This is a genomic window from Paraburkholderia rhizosphaerae (assembly GCF_004366595.1).
Classification (GTDB): Bacteria; Pseudomonadota; Gammaproteobacteria; order Burkholderiales; family Burkholderiaceae; genus Paraburkholderia; species Paraburkholderia rhizosphaerae.
In genome coordinates this window covers 65,993-86,966 of record NZ_SORE01000014.1, presented here as the reverse complement: position 1 = coordinate 86,966, position 20,974 = coordinate 65,993, and the positions used below count along the sequence as shown (strand labels likewise).

18 protein-coding genes are annotated in these 20,974 nt (G+C 62.5%); 15 read left to right on the top strand and 3 right to left on the bottom strand.

Annotated features, from left to right (window positions below):
* The first annotated feature begins 4 nt into the window (after positions 1–4).
* The 3 genes from BX592_RS19245 (at position 5) to BX592_RS19235 (ending at position 2,978) form a co-directional block, all read left to right on the top strand.
* Positions 5–355 (top strand): hypothetical protein, encoded by a 351-nt coding sequence (locus BX592_RS19245; RefSeq protein ID WP_134193415.1) that lies wholly within the window; start codon positions 5–7, stop codon positions 353–355.
* A gap of 426 nt (positions 356–781) precedes the next feature.
* On the top strand, positions 782–2,170 hold the full coding sequence (locus BX592_RS19240; RefSeq protein ID WP_134193413.1) for an FAD-binding oxidoreductase: 1,389 nt from the start codon (positions 782–784) through the stop codon (positions 2,168–2,170).
* A 73-nt stretch (positions 2,171–2,243) separates the two neighbouring features.
* Complete coding sequence (locus tag BX592_RS19235; RefSeq protein WP_134193411.1) at positions 2,244–2,978, top strand: amino acid ABC transporter ATP-binding protein; 735 nt, start codon at positions 2,244–2,246, stop codon at positions 2,976–2,978.
* A 24-nt stretch (positions 2,979–3,002) separates the two neighbouring features.
* Here BX592_RS19235 and BX592_RS19230 read toward each other — a convergent pair whose 3' ends face one another.
* From BX592_RS19230 to BX592_RS19220, 3 genes are all read right to left on the bottom strand, one after another.
* Positions 3,003–4,265, bottom strand: coding sequence for an MFS transporter (locus tag BX592_RS19230; RefSeq protein ID WP_134193409.1), 1,263 nt, complete (start codon positions 4,263–4,265; stop codon positions 3,003–3,005).
* 174 nt (positions 4,266–4,439) lie between these two features.
* Positions 4,440–5,384, bottom strand: a complete 945-nt coding sequence (locus tag BX592_RS19225) for a LysR substrate-binding domain-containing protein (RefSeq protein WP_134193407.1) — start codon at positions 5,382–5,384, stop codon at positions 4,440–4,442.
* A gap of 283 nt (positions 5,385–5,667) precedes the next feature.
* Complete coding sequence (locus tag BX592_RS19220; protein WP_134193405.1) at positions 5,668–6,723, bottom strand: hypothetical protein; 1,056 nt, start codon at positions 6,721–6,723, stop codon at positions 5,668–5,670.
* Positions 6,724–6,977: 254 nt separating this feature from the next.
* Between BX592_RS19220 and BX592_RS34185 the strand changes: the two genes are divergently transcribed.
* From BX592_RS34185 to BX592_RS19160, 12 genes are all read left to right on the top strand, one after another.
* A complete protein-coding gene (locus BX592_RS34185; RefSeq protein WP_208327925.1) occupies positions 6,978–7,547 on the top strand; it encodes a response regulator transcription factor in 570 nt (189 codons plus the stop codon).
* Between the two features lie 771 nt (positions 7,548–8,318).
* Positions 8,319–9,743 (top strand): basic amino acid/polyamine antiporter, encoded by a 1,425-nt coding sequence (locus BX592_RS19210; protein ID WP_134193403.1) that lies wholly within the window; start codon positions 8,319–8,321, stop codon positions 9,741–9,743.
* 21 nt (positions 9,744–9,764) lie between these two features.
* Entirely contained in the window at positions 9,765–11,045 is a 1,281-nt protein-coding gene (locus BX592_RS19205) for an arginine deiminase (protein ID WP_134193401.1), read from the top strand.
* 172 nt (positions 11,046–11,217) lie between these two features.
* On the top strand, positions 11,218–12,282 hold the full coding sequence (locus BX592_RS19200) for an efflux RND transporter periplasmic adaptor subunit (RefSeq protein ID WP_243849629.1): 1,065 nt from the start codon (positions 11,218–11,220) through the stop codon (positions 12,280–12,282).
* Positions 12,279–15,356 (top strand): efflux RND transporter permease subunit, encoded by a 3,078-nt coding sequence (locus tag BX592_RS19195; protein ID WP_134193399.1) that lies wholly within the window; start codon positions 12,279–12,281, stop codon positions 15,354–15,356. The genes BX592_RS19200 and BX592_RS19195 overlap by 4 nt, the downstream gene beginning before the upstream one ends.
* 82 nt (positions 15,357–15,438) lie before the next feature.
* On the top strand, positions 15,439–15,966 hold the full coding sequence (locus BX592_RS19190) for a Na+/H+ antiporter subunit E (protein WP_134193396.1): 528 nt from the start codon (positions 15,439–15,441) through the stop codon (positions 15,964–15,966).
* A complete protein-coding gene (locus tag BX592_RS19185) occupies positions 15,959–16,243 on the top strand; it encodes an MrpF/PhaF family protein (protein WP_134193394.1) in 285 nt (94 codons plus the stop codon). Before BX592_RS19190 ends, BX592_RS19185 begins: the two co-directional genes overlap by 8 nt.
* Positions 16,240–16,533, top strand: coding sequence for a monovalent cation/H(+) antiporter subunit G (gene mnhG, locus BX592_RS19180; protein ID WP_134193392.1), 294 nt, complete (start codon positions 16,240–16,242; stop codon positions 16,531–16,533). The genes BX592_RS19185 and mnhG overlap by 4 nt, the downstream gene beginning before the upstream one ends.
* Positions 16,530–17,474, top strand: a complete 945-nt coding sequence (locus BX592_RS19175) for a hydrogenase subunit MbhD domain-containing protein (RefSeq protein ID WP_134193390.1) — start codon at positions 16,530–16,532, stop codon at positions 17,472–17,474. Before mnhG ends, BX592_RS19175 begins: the two co-directional genes overlap by 4 nt.
* Positions 17,471–17,821: a sodium:proton antiporter gene (locus BX592_RS19170; RefSeq protein WP_134193388.1), complete on the top strand. Its 351-nt coding sequence runs from the start codon at positions 17,471–17,473 to the stop codon at positions 17,819–17,821. Before BX592_RS19175 ends, BX592_RS19170 begins: the two co-directional genes overlap by 4 nt.
* Positions 17,818–19,335 carry a complex I subunit 5 family protein gene (locus BX592_RS19165; protein WP_208327923.1) on the top strand — a complete coding sequence of 506 codons (1,518 nt, stop codon included), beginning with the start codon at positions 17,818–17,820 and terminating at the stop codon, positions 19,333–19,335. The genes BX592_RS19170 and BX592_RS19165 overlap by 4 nt, the downstream gene beginning before the upstream one ends.
* Positions 19,332–20,963: a complex I subunit 5 family protein gene (locus tag BX592_RS19160; RefSeq protein WP_134193386.1), complete on the top strand. Its 1,632-nt coding sequence runs from the start codon at positions 19,332–19,334 to the stop codon at positions 20,961–20,963. Before BX592_RS19165 ends, BX592_RS19160 begins: the two co-directional genes overlap by 4 nt.
* Positions 20,964–20,974 lie beyond the last annotated feature (11 nt).

Sequence of the window (20,974 nt, the reverse complement as noted above, 5' to 3'; positions counted from 1 at the left end):
AGCCATGGCACTGGATCTCAAGGACACCGCGAACCTGTTCGTCAACAGTATTGGAACCGCGGTCAAGAACGTGACAGGCCAGGACGCGCCGGCTATCGAAGGATTTGCGCAGAATCAGCTTCAGTCGCTCGCGCATCAGTCGGCGTTGATCACCGGCATGATCGAAGCGAACCAGTTCACGGATGACGAGCTCAAGTTCTACCTGATCGGCCTCAAGCAGATGGCGATGGGTTTCGCGCAGACGCTGATCGGCATGATCGTCGTCGAGGTTCAAAGGCTTTTTAACGCGATCGTCACCGCGATCTACACGTCGATCAACACGCTCGCCAAAGTGGCATTGCCATTGCCGGTTTGATGTGGCTTATTCGCGCACAGCGGGCGAGCGTGTCACATCTGGCTATCGGGCATGATGCGCGGGAGTGCCGTCCTGCCAAGTTTGGACACCGGTAATCCACCCGACGGCCTCGATTGCTGCGGCATCGATCAAAATGAAGTTAGGATCGCTTGGCTTCGTGCTTCGTTTACCCATGTTTGCACACGCGCAAAGTCAGCGTTTGCTGGAAAGTGGGTTTTTCGCCGCTCCAACGAACCGTCGCGAACTTGCGCGCACCGGCTAACGGTGATCGATGCGTGGTACGCGGCGGCAGTTTCCGATCGAGAACTGGAATAACGCGACCAGGTCAACTGTTCTTGTTTCATCGCGGGCATTTTTGTGCGAACCGCAAAATCAGTTTGTCCCCAGCGCCATCCGAAGTCACACCCCATTTCGAGGAGGACATCAATGCACCTGGCCACGCTCAGGCAGCGCGACGGAAAACACGTCGACCCCGACGCCATTTCGGCTTTTCGCGGCGAATTCAAAGGGCAGGCATTGTTGCCCGGCGACGCAGGCTACGAAGCGGCGCGCACCATCTGGAATGCGAGCATCGACAAACATCCGGGGCTGATCGCACGCTGCACGAGCGCGTCCGACGTGATTCGCGCAGTCAACTTTGCGCGCGCGAACGATTTGCTGGTCGCGGTGAAAAGCGGTGGACACAATGTCGCGGGGCGCTCGTTGTGCGACGACGGCCTCGTGATCGATCTGTCGCAAATGAAGCACGTTTCAGTCGACGCGGAAACGCGCACGGTGTACGTGCAAGGCGGCGCACTGCTCGCGGATATCGATCGGCAAACGCACCTGCATGGGCTCGCGGTGCCGACCGGTGTCGTATCGGGAACGGGCATCGCGGGGCTGACACTCGGCGGCGGCGTCGGCTTTCTGGTGCGCAAGTATGGTATGACGATCGACAATCTGCTGTCGTGCGAAGTCGTGACCGCGAATGGCGACCTGGTCACCGCAAGTGCCGATTCGAATGCCGATCTGTTCTGGGGGCTGCGCGGCGGCGGCGGCAATTTCGGCATCGTGACGTCGTTCGTGTTTCGCGCGCATCCAGTGAAGACCGTATTGAGCGGGCTGTTGCTGTATCCGCGCGCCGACGCGCGCGAGGTGCTGCGCCACTACCGCGATTTCATGAAGACCGCGCCCGAAGAGCTGACTGCATACGGGGCGCTGCTCTCGACGCCGGACGGCGTGCCGGTGGTCGGGATGATCGTCTGCTATTGCGGCGATGTGGCCGAGGGCGAGCGCGTGCTAGCGCCGATCCGGCAGTTCGGTACGCCGGTGCTCGACGGCATCGAGCCAATGCCGTTTCCGGTGATGCAGTCGCTGATCGAGCAGTCGTTCCCGGACAAGTCGTACAACTATTGGAAATCGACGTTCGTCAAAGCGATCGACGACGACACGATCGATCTGCTGATCGAGCATGCGGCGCGCACGACGTCGCCGCTGACCTCGGTGATCATCGAGTACTACGCCGGCGCTCCGACCCGCGTCGAACCCACACAGACCGCGTTTGCGCACCGCGCGCCGCAGTACAACATCAACCTGACCGCGCAATGGCTCGATGCGGCGGAAACCGACCAGCATATCGGCTGGACACGCGCGCTATTCGATGCGCTGCGGCCTCAGTCGACCGGCGCGTATCTGCCGAACTTCTTCAGTGACGAAGTGCCCGACCAGGCCAAGGTCGCGTTCGGTGCGAACTACGCGCGGCTCGCAGCACTGAAGACGAAGTACGACCCGACGAATTTCTTCAGTCTCAACCAGAACATCAAACCGATGCGTTGAGCGTTGTGCCGTGTCAGCTGTTGCGTCGTGTATCGCGCGCGCGGTGGGGGGCGCGCCGGATTGGAGTGAAGTGATGATTCGGATTGACCATCTGTCGAAGTGGTATGGCGATACCCTGGTGCTCGACGACTGCTGCATGTCGCTCGACAAAGGTGCTGTCGCGGTGTTGTGCGGGCCGGCCGGCGCCGGCAAGTCGACCTTCATCAAAACCATCAACGGCATCGAAGGGTTCCAGCGCGGCGAGATCACGATTGGCGCGCGGACCTTGCGTCCGGGTCGCCGCGTGGCGCCCGAGCATCGCGTGAGGGTCGGCGTCGTGCTGCAGGGCGTTCACCTGTTTTCACACCTTACCGTTCTGCAAAACCTCGATCTTGCGCAAACCCAGGTGCTGCGCCGTTCGCGTGACGAAGCGAGCTTTCGCAGCCGCGCCCTGCTCGGACGCGTCGGATTGCGCGCCGCCGAGTCGAAATTTCCGCATCAACTGTCGCGTTCGCAACAGCAATGCGCGGGCATTGCGCGCTCATTGGTGCTGGACCCCGAAGTGATGCTGTTCGACGATCCAACCGCGGGCCTCGAAGCGGAGCAGGTCGGCAGCGTGCTCGGCATCATCGCGAATCTCGCGCAGGAAGGCATGACGATGCTCGTCGTGACGCACGAGCTTGAGTTCGCGCGCTCCATAGCCGACCGTGTGCTGTTTATGGCCGGCGGCCGCATTCTCGATGACAGACCGCCCGAGCAGTTCTTCGACGCGTCGCACAAGACGCACACGCGCACGCAACGGTTTCTCGCGCAAACACTTGCGCATTGACGGATAAGCGCGCGCATCGTCGGCTCATGTCATGCATCGCGTGCCGTCCACGACCGTGTCGTCGATCGGAAAGTGCAGCGCCGCCGCGAACACGCTGGCTAACGCCGTGGCGCCCCAGATCAGCGAATACGAGCCGGTCATGTCGAACACAAAGCCGCCGAGCCATGCACCGAGAAACGAGCCGAGCTGATGGCTCAGAAAGCACACGCCGAACAGCGTGCCCAGGTGCCGCGTGCCGAACACCTTGGCGACGAGTCCGCTCGTCAGCGGCACGGTGCCCAGCCAGGTGAGGCCCATCACGGCCGCGAACAGCACGACCGAGACGGTCGACTTCGGCAGCAGGAAAAACGCTGCAATCGTCGCGCCGCGGATCAGGTACAGCCAGCCAAGCACGATTTGCTGACGAAAGCGCCCGCCAAGCCAGCCGCATGCCCAACTGCCGGCCATATTGAAGAGGCCGATCAGCGATAGCGCGGTCGCGCCGAGTCCGATCGGCATATGGCACAGAAACAGATAGCCGGGCAGATGCGTTGCGATGAAGGCGAGCTGGAAGCCGCAGGTGAAAAAGCCGAGCGTCAGCAGCCGATAGCCGCGATGCCGCGATGCGTGCGCGAGTGTGTCGCGCAACGACGTGGGCGGGCTGTGGTCATACGTTGCTGCGGGGACGGACGTCGCAGCGGCGGCGCCGCGCGCGCCGCGACGATCGAGCAGAATACCAAGCGGCGCTGCAATCAGCATCACGAATGCAAGCACGAGCAGCGACGTGCTGACGCCCGCGCTCAACCGGACCGCTTGCGCGAGCGGCACCATCAGCACTTGCCCGAGCGAGCCGCCGGCGCTGGCGATGCCCATCGCGAGACTGCGCTGTTCCGTCGTGGCGACGCGACCGACCGCGGTCAGCACGACGCCAAAGCTCGTGCAGCTGATGCCGATTCCGACCAGCACACCCAGTCCGAGCACCAGCGCCCAGCCCGACGATGCGGACGCGGCGATCGCAAGACCCGCCGCGAACACCGCCGCGCCGAACGCGACGACCGGCGCGGCGCCGTGACGGTCGGCCGCAGCGCCGGCGAACGGCTGCGCAAAGCCCCATACCAGATTGTGCAGCGCGATCGCAAACGCGATCAGCGTGACCGGCACGCCGCGGTCGAACGAGAACGGCCCGATAAACAGACCAAAGGTTTGCCGCACGCCCATCGCTGCGCTCATGACGAGCGCAGCGGCGACGATCACCAGCGTCAGATGGGTTTTCAAGGATAGCGAATGACTGCGGATGGCCGTCGACATAGTGGTGTCTCCTCCTCGCCGCGATAGTGGCAGCGATGCGTAGTGGCAGCAAAGGAAAAGATTTTGACGACGGGTGAAAGATTTTCACCTGCGCGCCGGGTCACCTGATCACCGGGGGTTGGGGCGCCTGCTTTTGAGTCCGCTTTCACTGCCGCTGCTTTCTGCTTCTTCCTTTCACTCAACCGCCCGCGCGACCGGTTCGATGAGCGCCGCTTCCGCGAGCAGCCACTGCCTGAACGCGAGCAGATCGGGGCGCGCATCGGCTCCGTGCGCGCCGATCAGCCAGTACGCCGGTTCAGCGTCGACGATCCGGTCGCTGGCCGCGACGAGCGTGCGCGCGGCGAGGTCCGCATCGGCCAGCGGCAGTCTCCCGATAGCGACGCCAAGACCGCCGGCGGCGGCCTCCAGCGCGAGTTGCACGGTGTCGAAGTGCAGGCCGCCGGCTGCATCGATGCCGCTATAGCCTGCGCCGTCGAGCCATGCTTGCCAGTCGGCGCTCGCGGTATCGACGTGAATCAGCGTCGCGCGTCTCAGGTCCGGTTTTGCATCGGGGCTTCCGTCCGATGATCCGGTTCCCGACGCAGCGATCCATGTGTCGAGGTACGTGGGACTGCACACGGGTACGAGCCGTTCTCCGAACAGCCGGTCGCATGATGCACCCGCGACCGGCCCGCGGCTTAGACGCAGGGCGAAATCGAACCCATCGGCCGGAAAACCCATCAGACGGCGTGACGTGTCGACCGTCACATTGACGTTTGGCCAGCTGTCGCGAAAGCGCGCCAGGCGCGGCACGAACCAGCGCATCGCCAGCGTCGGCGCGCAACTGACCGCGATCGTGCGGTCGGCGCGCCGGTCGGGCAGCCGCTGTGTGCCGATCGCAATCAGCGCGAAAGCCTCGGAGATATACGGTAAATACTGCTTGCCTTCCGGCGTCAGCGACAGTCCGCGCGGTTCGCGCACAAACAGCTCGACGCCGAGCGCCTGCTCGAGGCCGACGATGCCATGACTGACCGCGCTCGGCGTCACGTGCAGTTCCGCCGCGGCGAGCTTGAAGCTGAGATGCCGCGCGGCCGCTTCGAAAAAACGCAGCGACGATAGCGGCGGAAGGCGAAGCGGCATCAGGCGTTCCCGGGTGTTGGCGTGGATCGGTTGAAGGACGATAGAGAGGCGCGGAATGCGGCCCGAGACTGAAAGATAACAAATCGATGAACAAGGCCAGCGAGCGGAGTGTTTTTTAGATCGATGGCCGCAAACGCGCGCATCGAACACGGCGGGCGCAGGGTTCGATATCGTGATTCCGTCGTCGAGCGGGATTGCGCAGCGTGGGCGGTTACGGGAACTCGATCACCAGGCGACAAGCGCCTGGCGTGAGCACGTCTACGCGGCCGGCAATCGCGCGCGCTTACAACTCGCGAGCGTGGGTCGAGCCCGGCCAGACACCGGTCATTTCGATTTCACGACGGCCGGTCAGCCACTGGCCCAACGGGCTTGGCCAATTGAACGCGTAGTGGTCATCGTTCATCACGCCCTTGAACTTCACATCCACATGGATGTTCGTCGCGTTCAGCGGAATATTGCCGACCGTCTTCGAAATGCCGCCGGAAAGCGAAAACTCGTCATTGCGCTTGCCCTGCGGCGTGTCGTACGCGAGCTTGATTTGCGTCACGTAGGTGCAGCCAGGCTTGTTGTTGAAGTAGATTTCAAATGCGCCAAGGCGGGTGATCCAGTTCGGAATCAGCAGCGAGCCGTCGAACGATGCGACCGTGTATGCGATCGGAATCGGGCTGGCGGCGATTTCTTCGGCCTTGAAAGGCCACAAGTGCTGATCGACGCTCTTGTTCTGCGTGGCTGAAAGAAACGACCCCCTGCCGTTGACGCCGCCCAGCATGTCATGAATCGCGCTGGCGGAGCCCGTCAGCGAGAACGATGAACTGGTGTCCTGCGAGCCGACGTTCAGTCCGCTATGCGCGAAGACTGTGCTGGTGACCACGCCGAACCCTTGCGAGATATGCCCACCCGAACCCATGCTGACCGATTGCGCCTGTTCGGCGAGCCACTTCAGCGTGTCGGGCTTCGTCAACGTGGTCAGATCGCTGATGTATGCCTCCGACGCGATACCGAATTCCGATGCGATCGAGCCGACCGACGCGAATTCCCACTTCACTTCGACGCCTGCTTTGACCTTCGTGCCGGTATCCGGATCGGTACCCGATCCATCCAGATTCACATTGGTTTCCGTGCGGTGGACATTATTCGAAGATAGTTTCCATTGATTCGGCACCGTCCGGCTGCTGACGGTCACGCCGGGCGTCGCTTCCTTGACGAGCGTGAAGTCGCCGGTGTCCGGCGTAATGATGCCGACCGCGCCCGGGGTGAGTTTCGGCGAAAGCGTCCAGTTACCCCAGTAGGACGGACGACCATTGCGGATCAGATCCGTGAATGCGCGATTCCAGTTCATGGTTTTCTCCTTGATTGAAGACCAGGCGAGGCCCCGCGGCCAGGATGGCCACGGACAACTCCGCGGAAGGTGAAGCAGTGGTTTGTGCAGAAACGGCCAGACGCTTCAATCTATTGCGATGCATACCCGCAGTTCGGCTATGCGCTTTCAAGGCAATAGTTCGGCGACCATCAAGCGGTTCTTCGTATCGGCGCACTGTCAGCAGCACGCGAAATCATTCTGCGAGCACGTGTGCCGATGCAGCTATTCGGCAAATGGGGTATGCAGCGGGGCGGGGTGATCCAGAAAGAAAAAGAAGCCAGAAATGGTCAGGAATCGGGAATGACGCTACGCGAGGATGGTGGTCAGAAAGATGCCATCTTAAGGAAAAGATCTTGAATCTCACCCGACGGGAAACCGGTGTGCTCAGCCTGATTGCGCAAGGGATGACCGATCGGGAAATTGCAAGGCAGTTGGAGTTTTCTTTTTCGACTGCGCGTAAATATCGCGAAAATCTGCTGGCTAAATCGGGGTTGAAAAAGTCGTCGCAATTGGTGGTGAAGTATTTCGTTCTTTTTCCCGATGCACTCAAACAGAATGGCGGCCTCGCGCATATCGATCCGTGTTCGCCGCGCGAGCGCGAAGTGTTGAATCTGCTTGCGAGCGGGTTGAGCGACAAGCAGATAGCACGCGCGCTTGGCATCAGCAACGAGACCGCGCGCAAGCATCGTCGCCATTTGCTGAATAAGACTGCGTCGCCCAACGTGCTCACGCTGCTTTGCATCGCGCTGATGTCAGGCTGGCTGGGTGATCCGGCACGGCTGTTGCCAGTGAATGCCGGATGAATTCCGCATGCAAAATACGATGCGCTGAACGCCTCATAGGAGGAATCATCGGAGTTGTATGGATAGCTAACGATGTGATCGGACGCAGAGGTACAGTGGATGCCCCGTCTGGAACCCATCGACGACCACTGCCGCCATTTGGCATTTGCGTCGGAAGCGACGGTATTTGTCGGACAGAACATCAACGCACTAATGGTGCGCAGTAAGCTCCACAGCGAAACGGTTCATCAAATGTGCATTTTCCCTGCATCTGGGAACGCCGAAAATAACGGTTTTGTCGCGCCCGGCGAACGATCTGACATCGTGATGCGTTTCCGATGCTGGCTGAAAAACCTGGATAAGCCATTGATCTCAGACGGTTGCTGTCCTAAAACTTGCCTATAGGCAAGGATCGAAAACTACCGTCCAGTAGCCTTGATGAAAAAAATGGACGAAGGAGGCATATCCACGCTGGCCGGCAATCAGCAAGATCATGCCCGGTGCTGCATGCGGATCGGTGGCACTCGTGTCACAAACCACGCCTTCGTAACACGAACGCGATAGCGAGTTCACGCCAATTCATCAAACCTGTCTTCGGCCATGACCGAGTGGGTCGTGACCTCACCAGAATATTGTCAACAATGCCAAAAGTCGCTTTATAGATTTTTTGTGCAAGCCGGTCCGCGTGCTGCTCGGACCCGACGCGTCGCTTGGAGGTGACAGTTCGCGATGCGCGACTCAGTGTGGTTGGTCTCTCGATAACGCGAAGTTCAAGTCGAAGCGAGGAAACCGATGACCGATACCGAGCAGAGGATGAGTCGCCTGCAGTTGACGGCGATGGTGGTCGGCGGCATGGTGGGTGCCGGGATATTTTCTCTCCCGCAGACATTTGCTAATGCAACCGGTCCGGTCGGCGCGGTCATTGCGTGGCTCGTGGCGGGCATCGGCATGTACACGCTCGCACGTGTGTTTCAGGCACTGGCCGAGCGCAAACCGAAGCTCGACGCCGGCGTTTTCGTCTACGCGAAGGAGGGCTTCGGCGATTACCCCGGCTTCCTGTCGGCGTTCGGCTACTGGATAGGCAGTTGCATCGGCAACGTTTCGTACTGGGTGCTGATCAAGTCCACGCTCGGGGCTTTCTTTCCGGTGTTCGGCGACGGCAATACCGTGGTGGCGATCGTGGTGGCGTCGGTCGGCATCTGGCTCTTTCACTTCCTCATTCTTCGTGGCGTCAAGCAGGCCGCATTCATCAACACGGTCGTGACGTTCGCCAAAGTCATCCCGATTCTGGTGTTCATCGTCATCCTGATCTTCGTTGTCAAGTACGGCACCTTCCGCCTGAATATCGAGTCCGCGGCAGCGGAGGGTAACCTTCTGCAGCAGATTCGCGCGACGATGCTGGTGACGGTGTTCGTGTTTATCGGCATTGAAGGCGCGAGCGTGTATTCGCGATATGCGAAGGAGCGCTCGGACGTGGGGCGCGCGACGATCATGGGCTTCGTCGGCGTGACCGCGCTGATGGTGCTGGTTTCGATGCTGCCGTTCGCCGTGCTGCCGCGCGAGGATATCGCGGGCATGCGGCAGCCGTCCATGGCTGCCGTGCTCGAAAGCGTGGTAGGACCGTGGGGCGGAATCTTTGTGAGCATCGGCCTGATCGTGTCGGTGCTCGGCGCATATCTGGCCTGGTCGCTCATCTGCGCGGAGGTGATGTTCGCGGCAGCGCGCAACCAGGATATGCCGGCCCTCTTTGCGAGGGAAAACGCGAACAACGTACCGGCCAATGCGCTCTGGATCACCAACATCGTCGTGCAGTTCCTGGTGGCGAGCACGTATTTCTCGCGCGATGCGTTTGCGCTGATGCTCAATCTCACGAGTTCGATGTCGCTCATTCCCTATCTGTTCGTCGCGGCTTACGGGTGGATTGTCTCGAGCCGCGGCGAGAGCTACGAGGTGCGGCCCGAAGAACGCAGGCGCGATCTCGCGATCGCTGCGATCGCCGTCATCTATACCTTATTCATGATCGTCGCAGGCGGCCTGAAATTTATTCTGCTGTCGGCGATTCTTTACGCACCCGGTACGGTGCTGTATTTCATCGCGCGACGCGAGCGCAAGCTAAAAGTCTTCGAAGGCGTGCGTGACTGGGTGATTTTCATCGTGGCGGCCGTAGCGGCGATCGTGGGCATCGTCGCGCTGGCTACGGGCCTCATGACAATCTGATCAGAACGAGCGGAGATCGATATGTCCAAGGTAAAGAGCGGTGCGAAGAGCAATGCGAAAGACGAAAGCCCCTATGGGGTGTATTCGGAAGTCGGCCAGCTTCGCAAGGTCATGGTCTGTGCGCCCGGACTCGCGCATTCCCGCCTGACACCCAGCAATTGTGACGAGTTGCTGTTCGACGACGTGCTGTGGGTCGATAACGCGAAGCGCGACCATTTCGACTTTGTGACCAAGATGCGCGACCGCGGCGTCGATGTGGTCGAGATGCATAACCTGCTCGCCGAAACGGTCGCCGTTCCCGAAGGCAAGAAATGGATTCTCGATAATCAGGTCGTCCCGAACCAGGTCGGTTTAGGTTTTATCGATGAATTGCGGAGCTATCTGGAAGGGCTCGACAATCGCAAGCTCGCCGAGACCTTGCTTGGCGGGCTCTCGATCCACGACTTCCCGGAAGCGCATGGCGGCGCGGCATTGAAGGTCGTGCGCGAAGCGGCCGGGTCCACCGAATATCTGCTGCCGCCGTTGCCGAACACGTTGTACACGCGCGACACCACCTGCTGGATTTACGGCGGCGTCACGCTCAATGCGCTGTACTGGCCCGCTCGTCATGAAGAGACGATTCTCACCACGGCGATCTACCGGTTTCATCCGGATTTTGCCGGGAAGGTCAACGTCTGGTGGGGCGACCCGACCCAGGACCATGGGCTCGCCACGCTCGAAGGCGGCGACGTAATGCCGATCGGCAACAAGACGGTGCTGATCGGCATGAGCGAGCGCACCTCGCGCCAGGCGATCAGCCAGCTCGCCGCTACGCTGTTTCAGCGCGACGCGGCCGAGCAGGTGATCGTCGCCGCGATGCCGAAAATTCGCGCTGCGATGCACCTCGATACGGTGTTCACGTTCGCCGACCGCGATTGCGTGCTGATCGCGCCGGATTTCCTCGCGCGGACCCGGACCTTCACCTATCGGCCAAGCGACCATCCTGCCGGCCTGGAACTGCACCAGGAGAAAAAGCCCTTTGTCGACGTGGTAAGCGATGCGCTCAGGATCAAGAAAATGCGTGTTGTCGAAGCGGGCGGCAGCGACTACCAGCGCGAGCGTACGCAATGGGACAGTGGCGCGAATCTGGTCTGTACATCGCCGGGCGTGGTGTTCGCGTATGACCGCAACACCTATACGAACACGCTGCTGCGCAAGGCGGGTATCGAGGTTGTGACGATCGTCGGTGCGGAGCTGGGGCGTGGGCGCGGTGGCGGTCATTGCATGACCTGTCCGATCATTCGCGATCCGGTCGAGCTCTAACACTTCAGTCGTCGTTGCGCGGGTGGATGGAGCACCCGTGTGCCTCCCGGTGGCTGCTGCGGGGCGCGAAGTGAGATCAGGATGGGCACCGGCAGCCGGTTCAGCGATGCAGAGGAATACACCAGTGTTTGCTAACCATGCAACGGCGCGAGTGGTTTGCCTGCCTTTGACCGTGACGCTGTGTGTATTGGCGGCGGGCACCCTGCTCGCGGGGTGCCGTAAAGGTGAAGAGGCGCCGGTAGCGGAGGTTCGTCCGGTGCGCGTGGTCACGATCGAAAAACAGGCGGCGGGAACCCGCATCGCGTTGACCGGGACCTTGCAGGCACAGGCCGAGATCAATCAATCGTTCCGTATCGACGGAAGAATGATCTCCCGGAGCGTCGATGTCGGAGACCGGATCAGGTCGGGCCAGGTTCTCGCGCGACTTGACCCGATGAACGAGCAAAGCAATCTGCAGTCGGCTCGGGCACAGCTGGCCGCCGCCGAGGCTCAGGCCCTCGAAGCGCGCTCCATGTTCAACCGGATGCGCGATCTGCTTGCGGAACATGCGGTGTCGCGCGCTTCTTTCGAGCAATCTGAAGCGATGTCAAAAATCACCCAGTCGCAGGTCGATTCGGCCCGTTCGCTGGTCAACATCGCACAGAACCGGTTGAGCTATACGAATCTGGTTTCGGATGTCGCCGGCGTGGTGACCGCGCGCGGTGCGGAGCAGGGTGAAGTCGTCGCGGCCGGCCGCATGATCGTGCAGATCGCTCGCGAAGGCGCGATGGATGCCGTGTTCGACGTGCCGGCGGCGATCAAGGACGCCGCACCCGGCAATCCGGATATCGTCGTTGCGCTCGCCAGCAACCCACAGGTGACCACGGTCGGCAGGGTACGCGAAGTATCGCCCCGCGCCGATCCCGTTACTGGAACGTTCGCGGTCAGGGTTCGATTGCCCAATCCACCGGCCGCCATGCGTCTGGGCAGCACGGTGGTCGGCAACCTTGAGCTGCAGAGCGCGCCGGCCATCGAAATTCCGTCAAGTGCGCTGATTCAGCGCGGTGGCAAACCGGCCGTCTGGGTGGTGGACACAAAGGCGGGAACGGTTTCGTTGCATGACATCGAGCTCGAGGCGTATGGCGAGAGCCGCGTTCAGGTATCGCGAGGCCTGTCGCCGGGCGACGTGGTCGTGACTGCGGGCGTCCAGGCATTGCGGCCAGGACAACAAGTCAACTGGGCCGAGGCACCCAGGTGATCGGCCCCAACCTTTCCGAGTGGGCACTTTCGAAGCGCCCTCTGGTGGTGTTCCTGATGATCGCGGCGCTCGTCGCGGGAACCCTGTCATTTCTCGGGTTGGGACGTGCCGAAGATCCGGTCTTTACATTCCGCACGATGGTGGTGTCCGCGGTATGGCCAGGCGCCACGATCGACGACACGCTTTCCCAGGTGACCGAGCGGCTCGAGCGCACCTTGCAGGAGACCCGGCACCTCGACCGGATACGCAGCTACACGACGGCGGGTCAGACGACCATCTTTGTCGATCTGCTGCAATCCACGCGGCCTTCGGAAGTCCAGGACGTCTGGTATCAGGTTCGCAAGAACGTCGGAGATATGCGGCTCACGCTGCCGGCCGGTACGGTCGGACCGTTCTTTAACGATGACTTCGGCGACACCTACGGCATCATCTACGGGTTCACGGCCGACGGTTTCAACATGCGCGAGTTACGCGATCGCGTCGAAGCGATTCGCTCCCGTCTGCTGCTGGTACCCGATGTTTCGAAGATCGACGTGTTGGGCGCGCAGGACGAACAGATCTACATCGAGTTCTCGACCACCCGTCTGGCGGGCTTGCGTCTGGACTACCCGACCATCGTCGCGGCGTTGCGAACGCAGAATGTCATCCGGCCGACCGGTGTGCTGCAGACCGGACAGGAGCGAGTGTTCTTCAGGGTGACGGGCGCCTTCGGTTCCGAACGCGACATCGAGAATGTCAACCTGGTGCTCGGGGGGCGCATCGTGCGCTTAGGCGACATCGCCACCGTCAGACGCGGCTTCTCCGACCCTCCACAGCCGATGTTCCGCGTCAACGGCATGCCGGCCATCGGTCTTGCGATCGCGATGCGCGATTCGGGTGACATCCTTGCACTCGGCCGCAATCTGAAGGCCGAGATGGCCGACCTTACCGCGCACCTGCCGGCCGGCATCGAACCGTTCCTGGTCGCCAATCAGTCCGATACCGTCGATGTGGCGATCAACGACTTTATGGCCTCGCTGTGGCAGGCCATCATCATCATCCTCGTGTGCAGCTTCGTCAGTCTCGGCGTCCGGCCGGGGACGGTGGTCGCCTTGTCGATCCCGCTGACGCTCGCGATCGTGTTTGCGATCATGGACATCGTGCACATCGATCTGCATCGCGTGTCGCTAGGGGCACTGATCATCGCGTTGACCCTGCTGGTCGACGACGCGATGACGACCGTCGACGCGATGATCAACCGGCTCGCCGCCGGTGACAGCAAACATCAGGCGGCGACCTTCGCGTACCGGACACTGGCCGCGCCGATGCTGATCGGCACGCTCGTATCGATTTCCAGTTTCGTGCCGATCGGCTTCGCGAAGAGTTCGGCAGGCGAGTACACGTTCTCCATCTTTGCGGTGGTCGCGATTGCGCTGCTCGTGTCGTGGTTCGGCGCGGTAATTTTCTCGCCGCTGGTCGGTCAGGCGATCCTGAAAGCGCCCAAGCCCGGCAAGGAAGCGCCGAAACCCAGCAAGGTGCTGATGGCCTATGACCGCTTCCTGCGTGGCGCGCTGCGGCTGAGGTGGTTGACGATTGCCGTTACGCTCGCGGCATTCGCGGTGTCGCTCGTGCTGGTCAGGTTCGTCCCGCAGCAGTTTTTTCCCGCCTCCGACCGGCCCGAACTGACGGTGGATCTGACCTTGCGGCAGAACGCGTCGATTCACGCGACGCAGACGCAGGTCGAGCGGATCGAAGGCTTTCTGAAGAGCGATCCCGATGTCGATCACATTAGCAGTTATGTGGGTCGTGGCGCAGTTCGCTTTATTCTTACCCTGAATGTTCAGTTACCCAATCCATTTTTCGGCCAGATCATTGTGGTCGCGAAAAATCTCGAGGCGCGGGATCGCTTGCAATTGAAACTGGAGAAGGTGCTGAGCGACCAGTTTCCCGACATCGTTGCTCGCGTGTCCCCGCTGGAACTGGGGCCACCTGTGGGATGGCCATTGCAGTACCGCGTGTCGGGTCCCGACCCGGCGCAGGTGCGCGGGATCTCACTCGATCTGGCCGGCATCCTGGGGAGCGACGAGCGAACGCGCCACATCAACTTCGACTGGATGGAGCCGGCCCGGCAGATCAGGATTCACATCAACCAGGATGAGGCACGTCAGCTCGGCGTGAGCACCGCTGCGCTGGCGAGCATCATGAACACCATCATTACCGGCACGCCGATCACCCAGGTGCGCGACGACATCTACCTGATCAATGTGGTGGCGCGGGCGGAAGAAGAGCAGCCCGTGACCGTGCAGACGTTGAGTGCGTTACAGGTGCCGACACCGGCCGGGCGGATGGTTCCGCTCAGCCAGTTCGCGACGTTCACGGAGGAACAGGAGTCGCCGCTGATATGGAGGCGAAACCGCGTACCGACGCTCACGGTGCGCGCGGACGTGATGCACGGCACGCTGCCCGACGAGGTGGTCGCAAAACTGAAGCCGAAGATCAAGGCGTTCAACGCGAAGCTACCCAAGGGTTACCGGGTTGAGACCGGCGGCCTGTCCGAAGAAAGTGCGGCCTCGCAAGCATCGGTATTCGCCGTCGTCCCGCTGATGATCGTGTTGATGCTGACGAGCATGATGGTGCTGCTGGTGAGCTTCAAACGACTGGCCATGGTGGTCTCGGTGATGCCTTTGGGTCTGATAGGCGTGGTGCTGGCGCTGCTGGTTTTCAACCGGCCGCTCGGCTTCGTCGCCATTCTCGGGATTCTCGCGTTGATCGGCATGATCGCGAAGAACGGCCTGATCCTGATCGTGCAGATCGAAACCTTCCGCGACGAGGGCAAAGGTGTGCTGGAAGCGGTTGTTGCGTCAGGCACGTCGCGCATACGGCCGATGATGCTGACCTCGATTTCGACCGTGCTCGGCCTGATTCCGATCGCACCGACCGTGTTCTGGGGCGCAATGGCCTTCGCGATCATGGGCGGGTTGCTGGTGGCAACCTTGTTGACCCTGGTGTTTCTGCCGGCGCTGTACATGGTGGTGTTCGCCAATGCAGACCAAGCGCCGTTGCAGCGTGCCGATACGGCCGGCGGGCCGACGTAAGCAGCTTGCGCCGGTTGCGTCCGGCGGACGGCCGCCAGTGTTGCGATCGGCGCAATTTCGATAGAGGAGGCGTGACTCTTCGATGAACACGACATCCCTTCATGTATTCCTGATCGATATGCGTTCGCACTGGCGTGTCGCGCTGGCACGCGCGCTGTGTTTTCTGGTGCTCTGGATCATCCTGATGCCGAGCGCGAAGCCGTCCGATCTCATCTGCGGCCTGATCGCGACACTCGTCGCGACGCAGATGAGCCTGCGTCTGCTGCCGCCTTCCGCGGGAAAGTTGCGCGTGGGTGCGCTGCTGATCTTCGTGCCGCATTTCCTCGCGCAGTCTCTGCTCGCGGGAATCGACGTCGCGCGCCGCGCATTGAACCCGCGGCTGCGATTGAATCCGGGCATCGTGGTCTACCGCGTCGGTTTTCCGCCAGGCATGGCGCGCAACGGTTTCGCGATCGTCACCAGTCTGCTGCCGGGTTCGCTTCCGGTTGACGACACCGACGACGGGCTTGTCTACCACTGTCTCGATGTGTCGCAGCCGATTGGCGAGCAGTTGGCTGACGAAGAGCGGCGCCTCGCCAACGCGTTCATCAGTGGAGAACGTAATGGTTGACGTGCTGATTACGATCTGCGCGCTGGTGCTGCTGATGGTGGCGGTCGGGCTATCGAGCGTGCTGCGCGGTCCGACGCGCGCCGACCGCATGATGGCCGCGCAACTGTTCGGTACAGGGGGCATTGCGGCGCTGCTGCTGGTGGGCACCGCGAGCGGCGTGGAGGCGGTCGTCGATGTCGCGTTGACGCTTGCCGTGCTCGCGGCGTTTGCATCGGTCGCGTTCGTCAAAGCGGACCGGCAAGGAGAAAGCGGAGTGCGCGACGAGGAGACAAGATGAAAACCCTGGCTGATATCTACACGACCGTCGCCTTGCTTGCCGGAGTTTTTTTCTTTGTGGCCGGTACAGTGGGGCTATTGCGCTTTCCTGATACGTACACGCGGCTGCATGCGCTGACCAAGGCCGATAATCTCGGCCTGGGCCTCGTGGTGCTGGGGCTGCTGCCGCAAGCCGGTCATCCGCTGGTCGCGCTCAAGCTGATCGTGGTGTGGCTACTGGTGCTGCTGACCTCGTCCGATGTGTCGCAACTCATCGCGCGTGCTGCACGCCGGCAGGAGAAAAGCCGATGATCCTCGCGATCTGCACCGGCATCGCAATCCTGTTATTGGGGCTTGCGCTCTGGACCATCGTCGTGCGCGACACCTTCGCCGCGGTCGCCGGGTTCATTCCTTATGGCTTATTGCTCACGCTGGCCTGGCTGGTGCTTGCCGCGGTCGACGTCGCATTGACCGAAGCGGCCATCGGCGCAGGCTTGACCGGTGCGCTGCTGATCCGCGCGGCGTCCCGCCTGCATGCAACCGAAGCGGCAGCGCAGGCTGAGGAACCCAGCCTCGCGACGCGTGTAGCGGCTGCGGTGCTCGCGTCGGCGGTTGCCGGTGTGATCGCCGCGTGTCTGCTGAGCTTGCCGGACCCCGCGCCAAGTCTCGCGCCCGACGTATCACGGCAGATTCAGTCGACAGGTGTAGGTAACCCGATTACCGCGGTGCTGCTGTCGTTCCGCGCGATCGATACGCTGCTCGAAGCGATCGCGTTGCTATTCGGTGTGGTCGGCGTGTGGTCGCTCGCGCCGGACCGCTATTGGGGCGGCAGGCCGGGTCTCGCGCAGGCGGTCGGTCCCAATGACATCCTCGTGTATCTCGCGCGCGTATTGCCGCCGGTCGGCGTTGTGATCGGCATCTACATTTTCTGGGTCGGCGCCGATCACCCGGGCGGCAAATTTCAGGGCGCCACGGTGATCGCCGCGATGTGGCTGCTCGTGATGATGTCCGGTCTGCGCGATGCGCCCGCGGTGAGCTGGCGCTGGTTGCGTGTCGTGCTGGTTGTCGGCCCGGCCATCTTTATCGCGCTCGGGCTGCTTGGCGCCGCGCTCGCGGGCGCCTTCCTCGCGTACCCCGATGGTTGGGCGAAAGTGTGGATCATCGTGATCGAAGTCGCGCTGCTGCCTTCGCTTGCGGTCACGCTGGTGCTTCTGCTGGTCGGGCCGCCGCAGCGGCCGGAGGTGAGCGCATGAACGTGCCCCAGCTGTTCGGCCTGACCGCCGCGGTGCTCGTGGGTCTTGGCCTATATGGGCTGATCGTCAACCCGCAGCCGTTGCGCAAGGTCCTTGCGTTTAACCTGACCGGCAACGGCGTGTTTCTCGCCTGTGCGGTGATCGCGCGCCGCGGCGCGGCCGCCGGCATGTCCGGCGATCCGGTGCCGCAGGCGCTGCTGATTACCGCGATTGTCGTTTCGTTCGCTGCATCCGCGCTGGCGGTCGGGCTGATGCTGCGCACGTTTGCGGAAACGGGCTCGAATTCTCTCTCTACGGACGGCGACGTCGTATCGGCGCAAGCTTGCGCCGATGTGGAGGCCCGGTGACCACGCTCGCGCTCATGCAGCAGGCCACACCAGGTGGTCTGCTGCTAGTGCTTGCCGTGTTGTTGCCGTTTGCCGGCATGCTGGCCGGCCTCGCGCTCGGCGGTCGACGTGCGCAAAGCGTGGCGTGGGTGACGATCATCTGCGGCCTGGGCGTCGTGCTGGCGATTGCACGACGGTTGCTGGACTCCGGCGACGCCTTGCGGTACCCGCTCGGCGGCTGGTTGCCGCCGCTTGGCGTGATGCTTCGCGCGGACGGACTCTCGGTCTGCATGATGCTGGTGGTTGCGTTGGTGACCGGCGCGGTTGCGCTCTACGCGAATGGCGATTTCGGCACGCCGGCCGGCACGGGCGAGGCGCGTGCGCCGTTCGCTTTCTGGCTGTTGCTGTTGGCGGTTTGGGGATCGCTCAATCTGGTGTTCGTGAGCGGAGACATCTTTACGCTTTACGTCGCGCTCGAACTGTTGACCTTTGCAGGTGTCCCGCTGGTTTCGCTCGATGGCCGGGCTGAAACGTTGCAGGCCGCGTTACGCTATTTGCTGTTCGCGCTGATCGGTTCGATGCTCTATTTGCTGGGCGTATTTCTGCTTTATGGCGCGTATGGCACGCTGGACATCGCGCTACTCGCCGAACGAATCGGTGCGCAGCCGCTAGCCTGGGCTGCGGTGGCGTTGATGAGCGCAGGCATGCTGGCCAAAACCGCGCTATTTCCGCTGCACCTGTGGCTGCCGCCTGCGCACGCCGGCGCGCCCGCCGCCGCGAGTGCGCTGCTTTCGGCAATCGTCGTCAAAGGCTCCTGGTTCGTGATTGTGCGGTTGTGGCTCGATGTATTCGCCGCCATCGTCAGCGGCTCGTTCACGCAACTGCTCGCGGGCCTGGGGGCCGCGGCGATTATCTTCGGCAATGTGGTGGCGCTGCGCCAGATACGGCTGAAGCTTCTGATCGCTTACTCGACGGTCGCGCAGATCGGCTATCTGTTTCTGATGTTTCCGATCGCCGCGGGCCAGCACGACAGCGCGCAGGCGGTCACGGGTGGTCTGTTGCAGGCCGTATCGCATGCGACCGCAAAATCGGCGATGTTCCTGGCGGCCGGGCTGATCTACGGCACGCTGGGTCACGACCGTCTGGCCGACCTGCGTGGAGTCGCGCGGGCGTTGCCGATGACGGTGACCGCTTTCGCGCTGGCCGGTATCGCGCTGATTGGCTTGCCGCCGTCCGGGGGCTTTCTGGCCAAGTGGCTGCTGCTATCGGCGGCGCTCGCGGCGGGGCAATGGTGGTGGGCGCTGGTGATACTCGTCGGTGGCTTGCTCACGAGCATCTATGTGTTCACGGTGGTCGTGCGCTCGATGGAGCCCGCCGCGCCCGACTGGATCCCTGAAACGCAGGTGCCCCGTTATCGGCAGATCGCCGTGCTGGGCCTCGCAATGTGCTCGTTCCTGCTCGGGTTGGCGGTGCTGCTGCCGGTCGACGTGACGCAAATCGGCCGCACCGTGATGTCGGCGACGGGGATGCCATGACTCTCTCCGAAGGTCTGATGGCCGCAGCCATCGGCGTGCCGTTGCTGATGTTGCTGCTGTGTGCGTCGGCGCATCTGCGCAGACGGTTGCCTGCGTGGTTCGCGATCGCTCCGTTGCCTGCGTTGGCGGCGGCCGGCGCCAGTCAGAGCGAAACCCTGGTGCTCGGCAACAGCCGTTTCGCGTTACGTTTCGCGCTCGATACGCCGGGCGCGTTGTTGCTCGGCAGCGCGGCATTGTTGTGGCTGTTCGCTGGAATTTTTGCCGCCCGTTTTCTACGCGATCGCCGACGTATCGACGGATTCGTCGTCTGCTGGTTGATGGCCATGACCGGCAGCATGGGCGTGTTTCTGGTCGCCGATCTGATTGGCTTCTATCTGATGCTGGCGGTATTGAGCGTCGGCGCGAGCGGGCTGGTGCTCGACGGCGATGGACCCGATGCACGGTACGCGGGTGCGCTCTATCTTGGCATTGCGCTGCTAGCCGAGGCTTTCCTGCTCGGAGGGCTGGTCCTGCTGGCCCAGGCCACGCCAGGCGGCAGTCTGCTGATTCGCGATGCCGCGGCGGCGTTGCCGGAGTCGCCATGGCGCGATCCCACCTTGCTTTTGCTGCTTGTCGGCCTTGGCATAAAGGCCGGCCTGGTGCCGCTGCATTTCTGGATGCCGTATGCCTATGGCGCAGCGCCGACGCCGGCGGCGGCGGTGCTCAGCGGCGCAGCGGTCAAGGCGAGCGTGATCGCGTTGCTCCGCTTTCTGCCATTCGGTCACGCGTGGCCAGACTTCGGCATGCCCCTCGCGGCGCTGGGGCTGTTCGGCGCGTTCTATGGTGTGGCGATCGGTATCACGCACGCTCAGCCGAAAATCGTGCTGGCGTATTCGAGTGTCAGCCAGATGGGTTTCGTGATGGCGGTGATCGGCATCGGACTCGCGTCTGGCGATCCCTCTACCGTCGTGGCCGCCGCGTTCTATGCCGCCCATCATCTGCTGGTAAAAGGCACGCTGTTTCTGGCTGTGGGCGTGGTCGCGCTGACGGGGACCGCAAAGTTGCGGCGGGTGCGCGTGCCCACCGCTGTCATTGCGCTCGGGCTTGGCGGATTGCCGCTTACCGGCGGCGCACTGGCCAAATTCGCGGCCAAGGATGTGCTGGGCGATAGTCTCGCGGGTTCGATCGCGGTCGCGTCTTCAGTCGCGACCACGGTGCTGATGCTGCATTTCCTGCAATGTCTGGGCGCGAGCGCAGCAGCGGATTCCCATGCTCGCGCTCCGGCGGCGCTGACAGGTGCATGGCTGGCGATGGTGCTGGCGTCGCTGGCCGTCCCGTGGGCGCTGTATCTGGATATTCCTGTCGGCACGTTACCTGAGGCGCTGGCGCCGGCGGCGCTGTGGTCCGCACTCTGGCCCGTACTGGCCGGCGGGGTGCTCGCGATCGGCTGGAATCGATTTAGAAGGAAGCGGTTGTGCCTGCCAGCGACGGATGTCGGCGATGTCCTGCCTCACGTGGTGCGCGCCGGCGTGGTTGCCGCGCAGTACTGCTCGGGCACGGATGCATTCGTGCGGCGATGGTCCGTGTCCTGTCTGACGCTGCTGCTGGCCGCACTGCTGTTCGGTGGTCTGCTGGCGGTCGCGCGCTAAGGTGTGTGGCG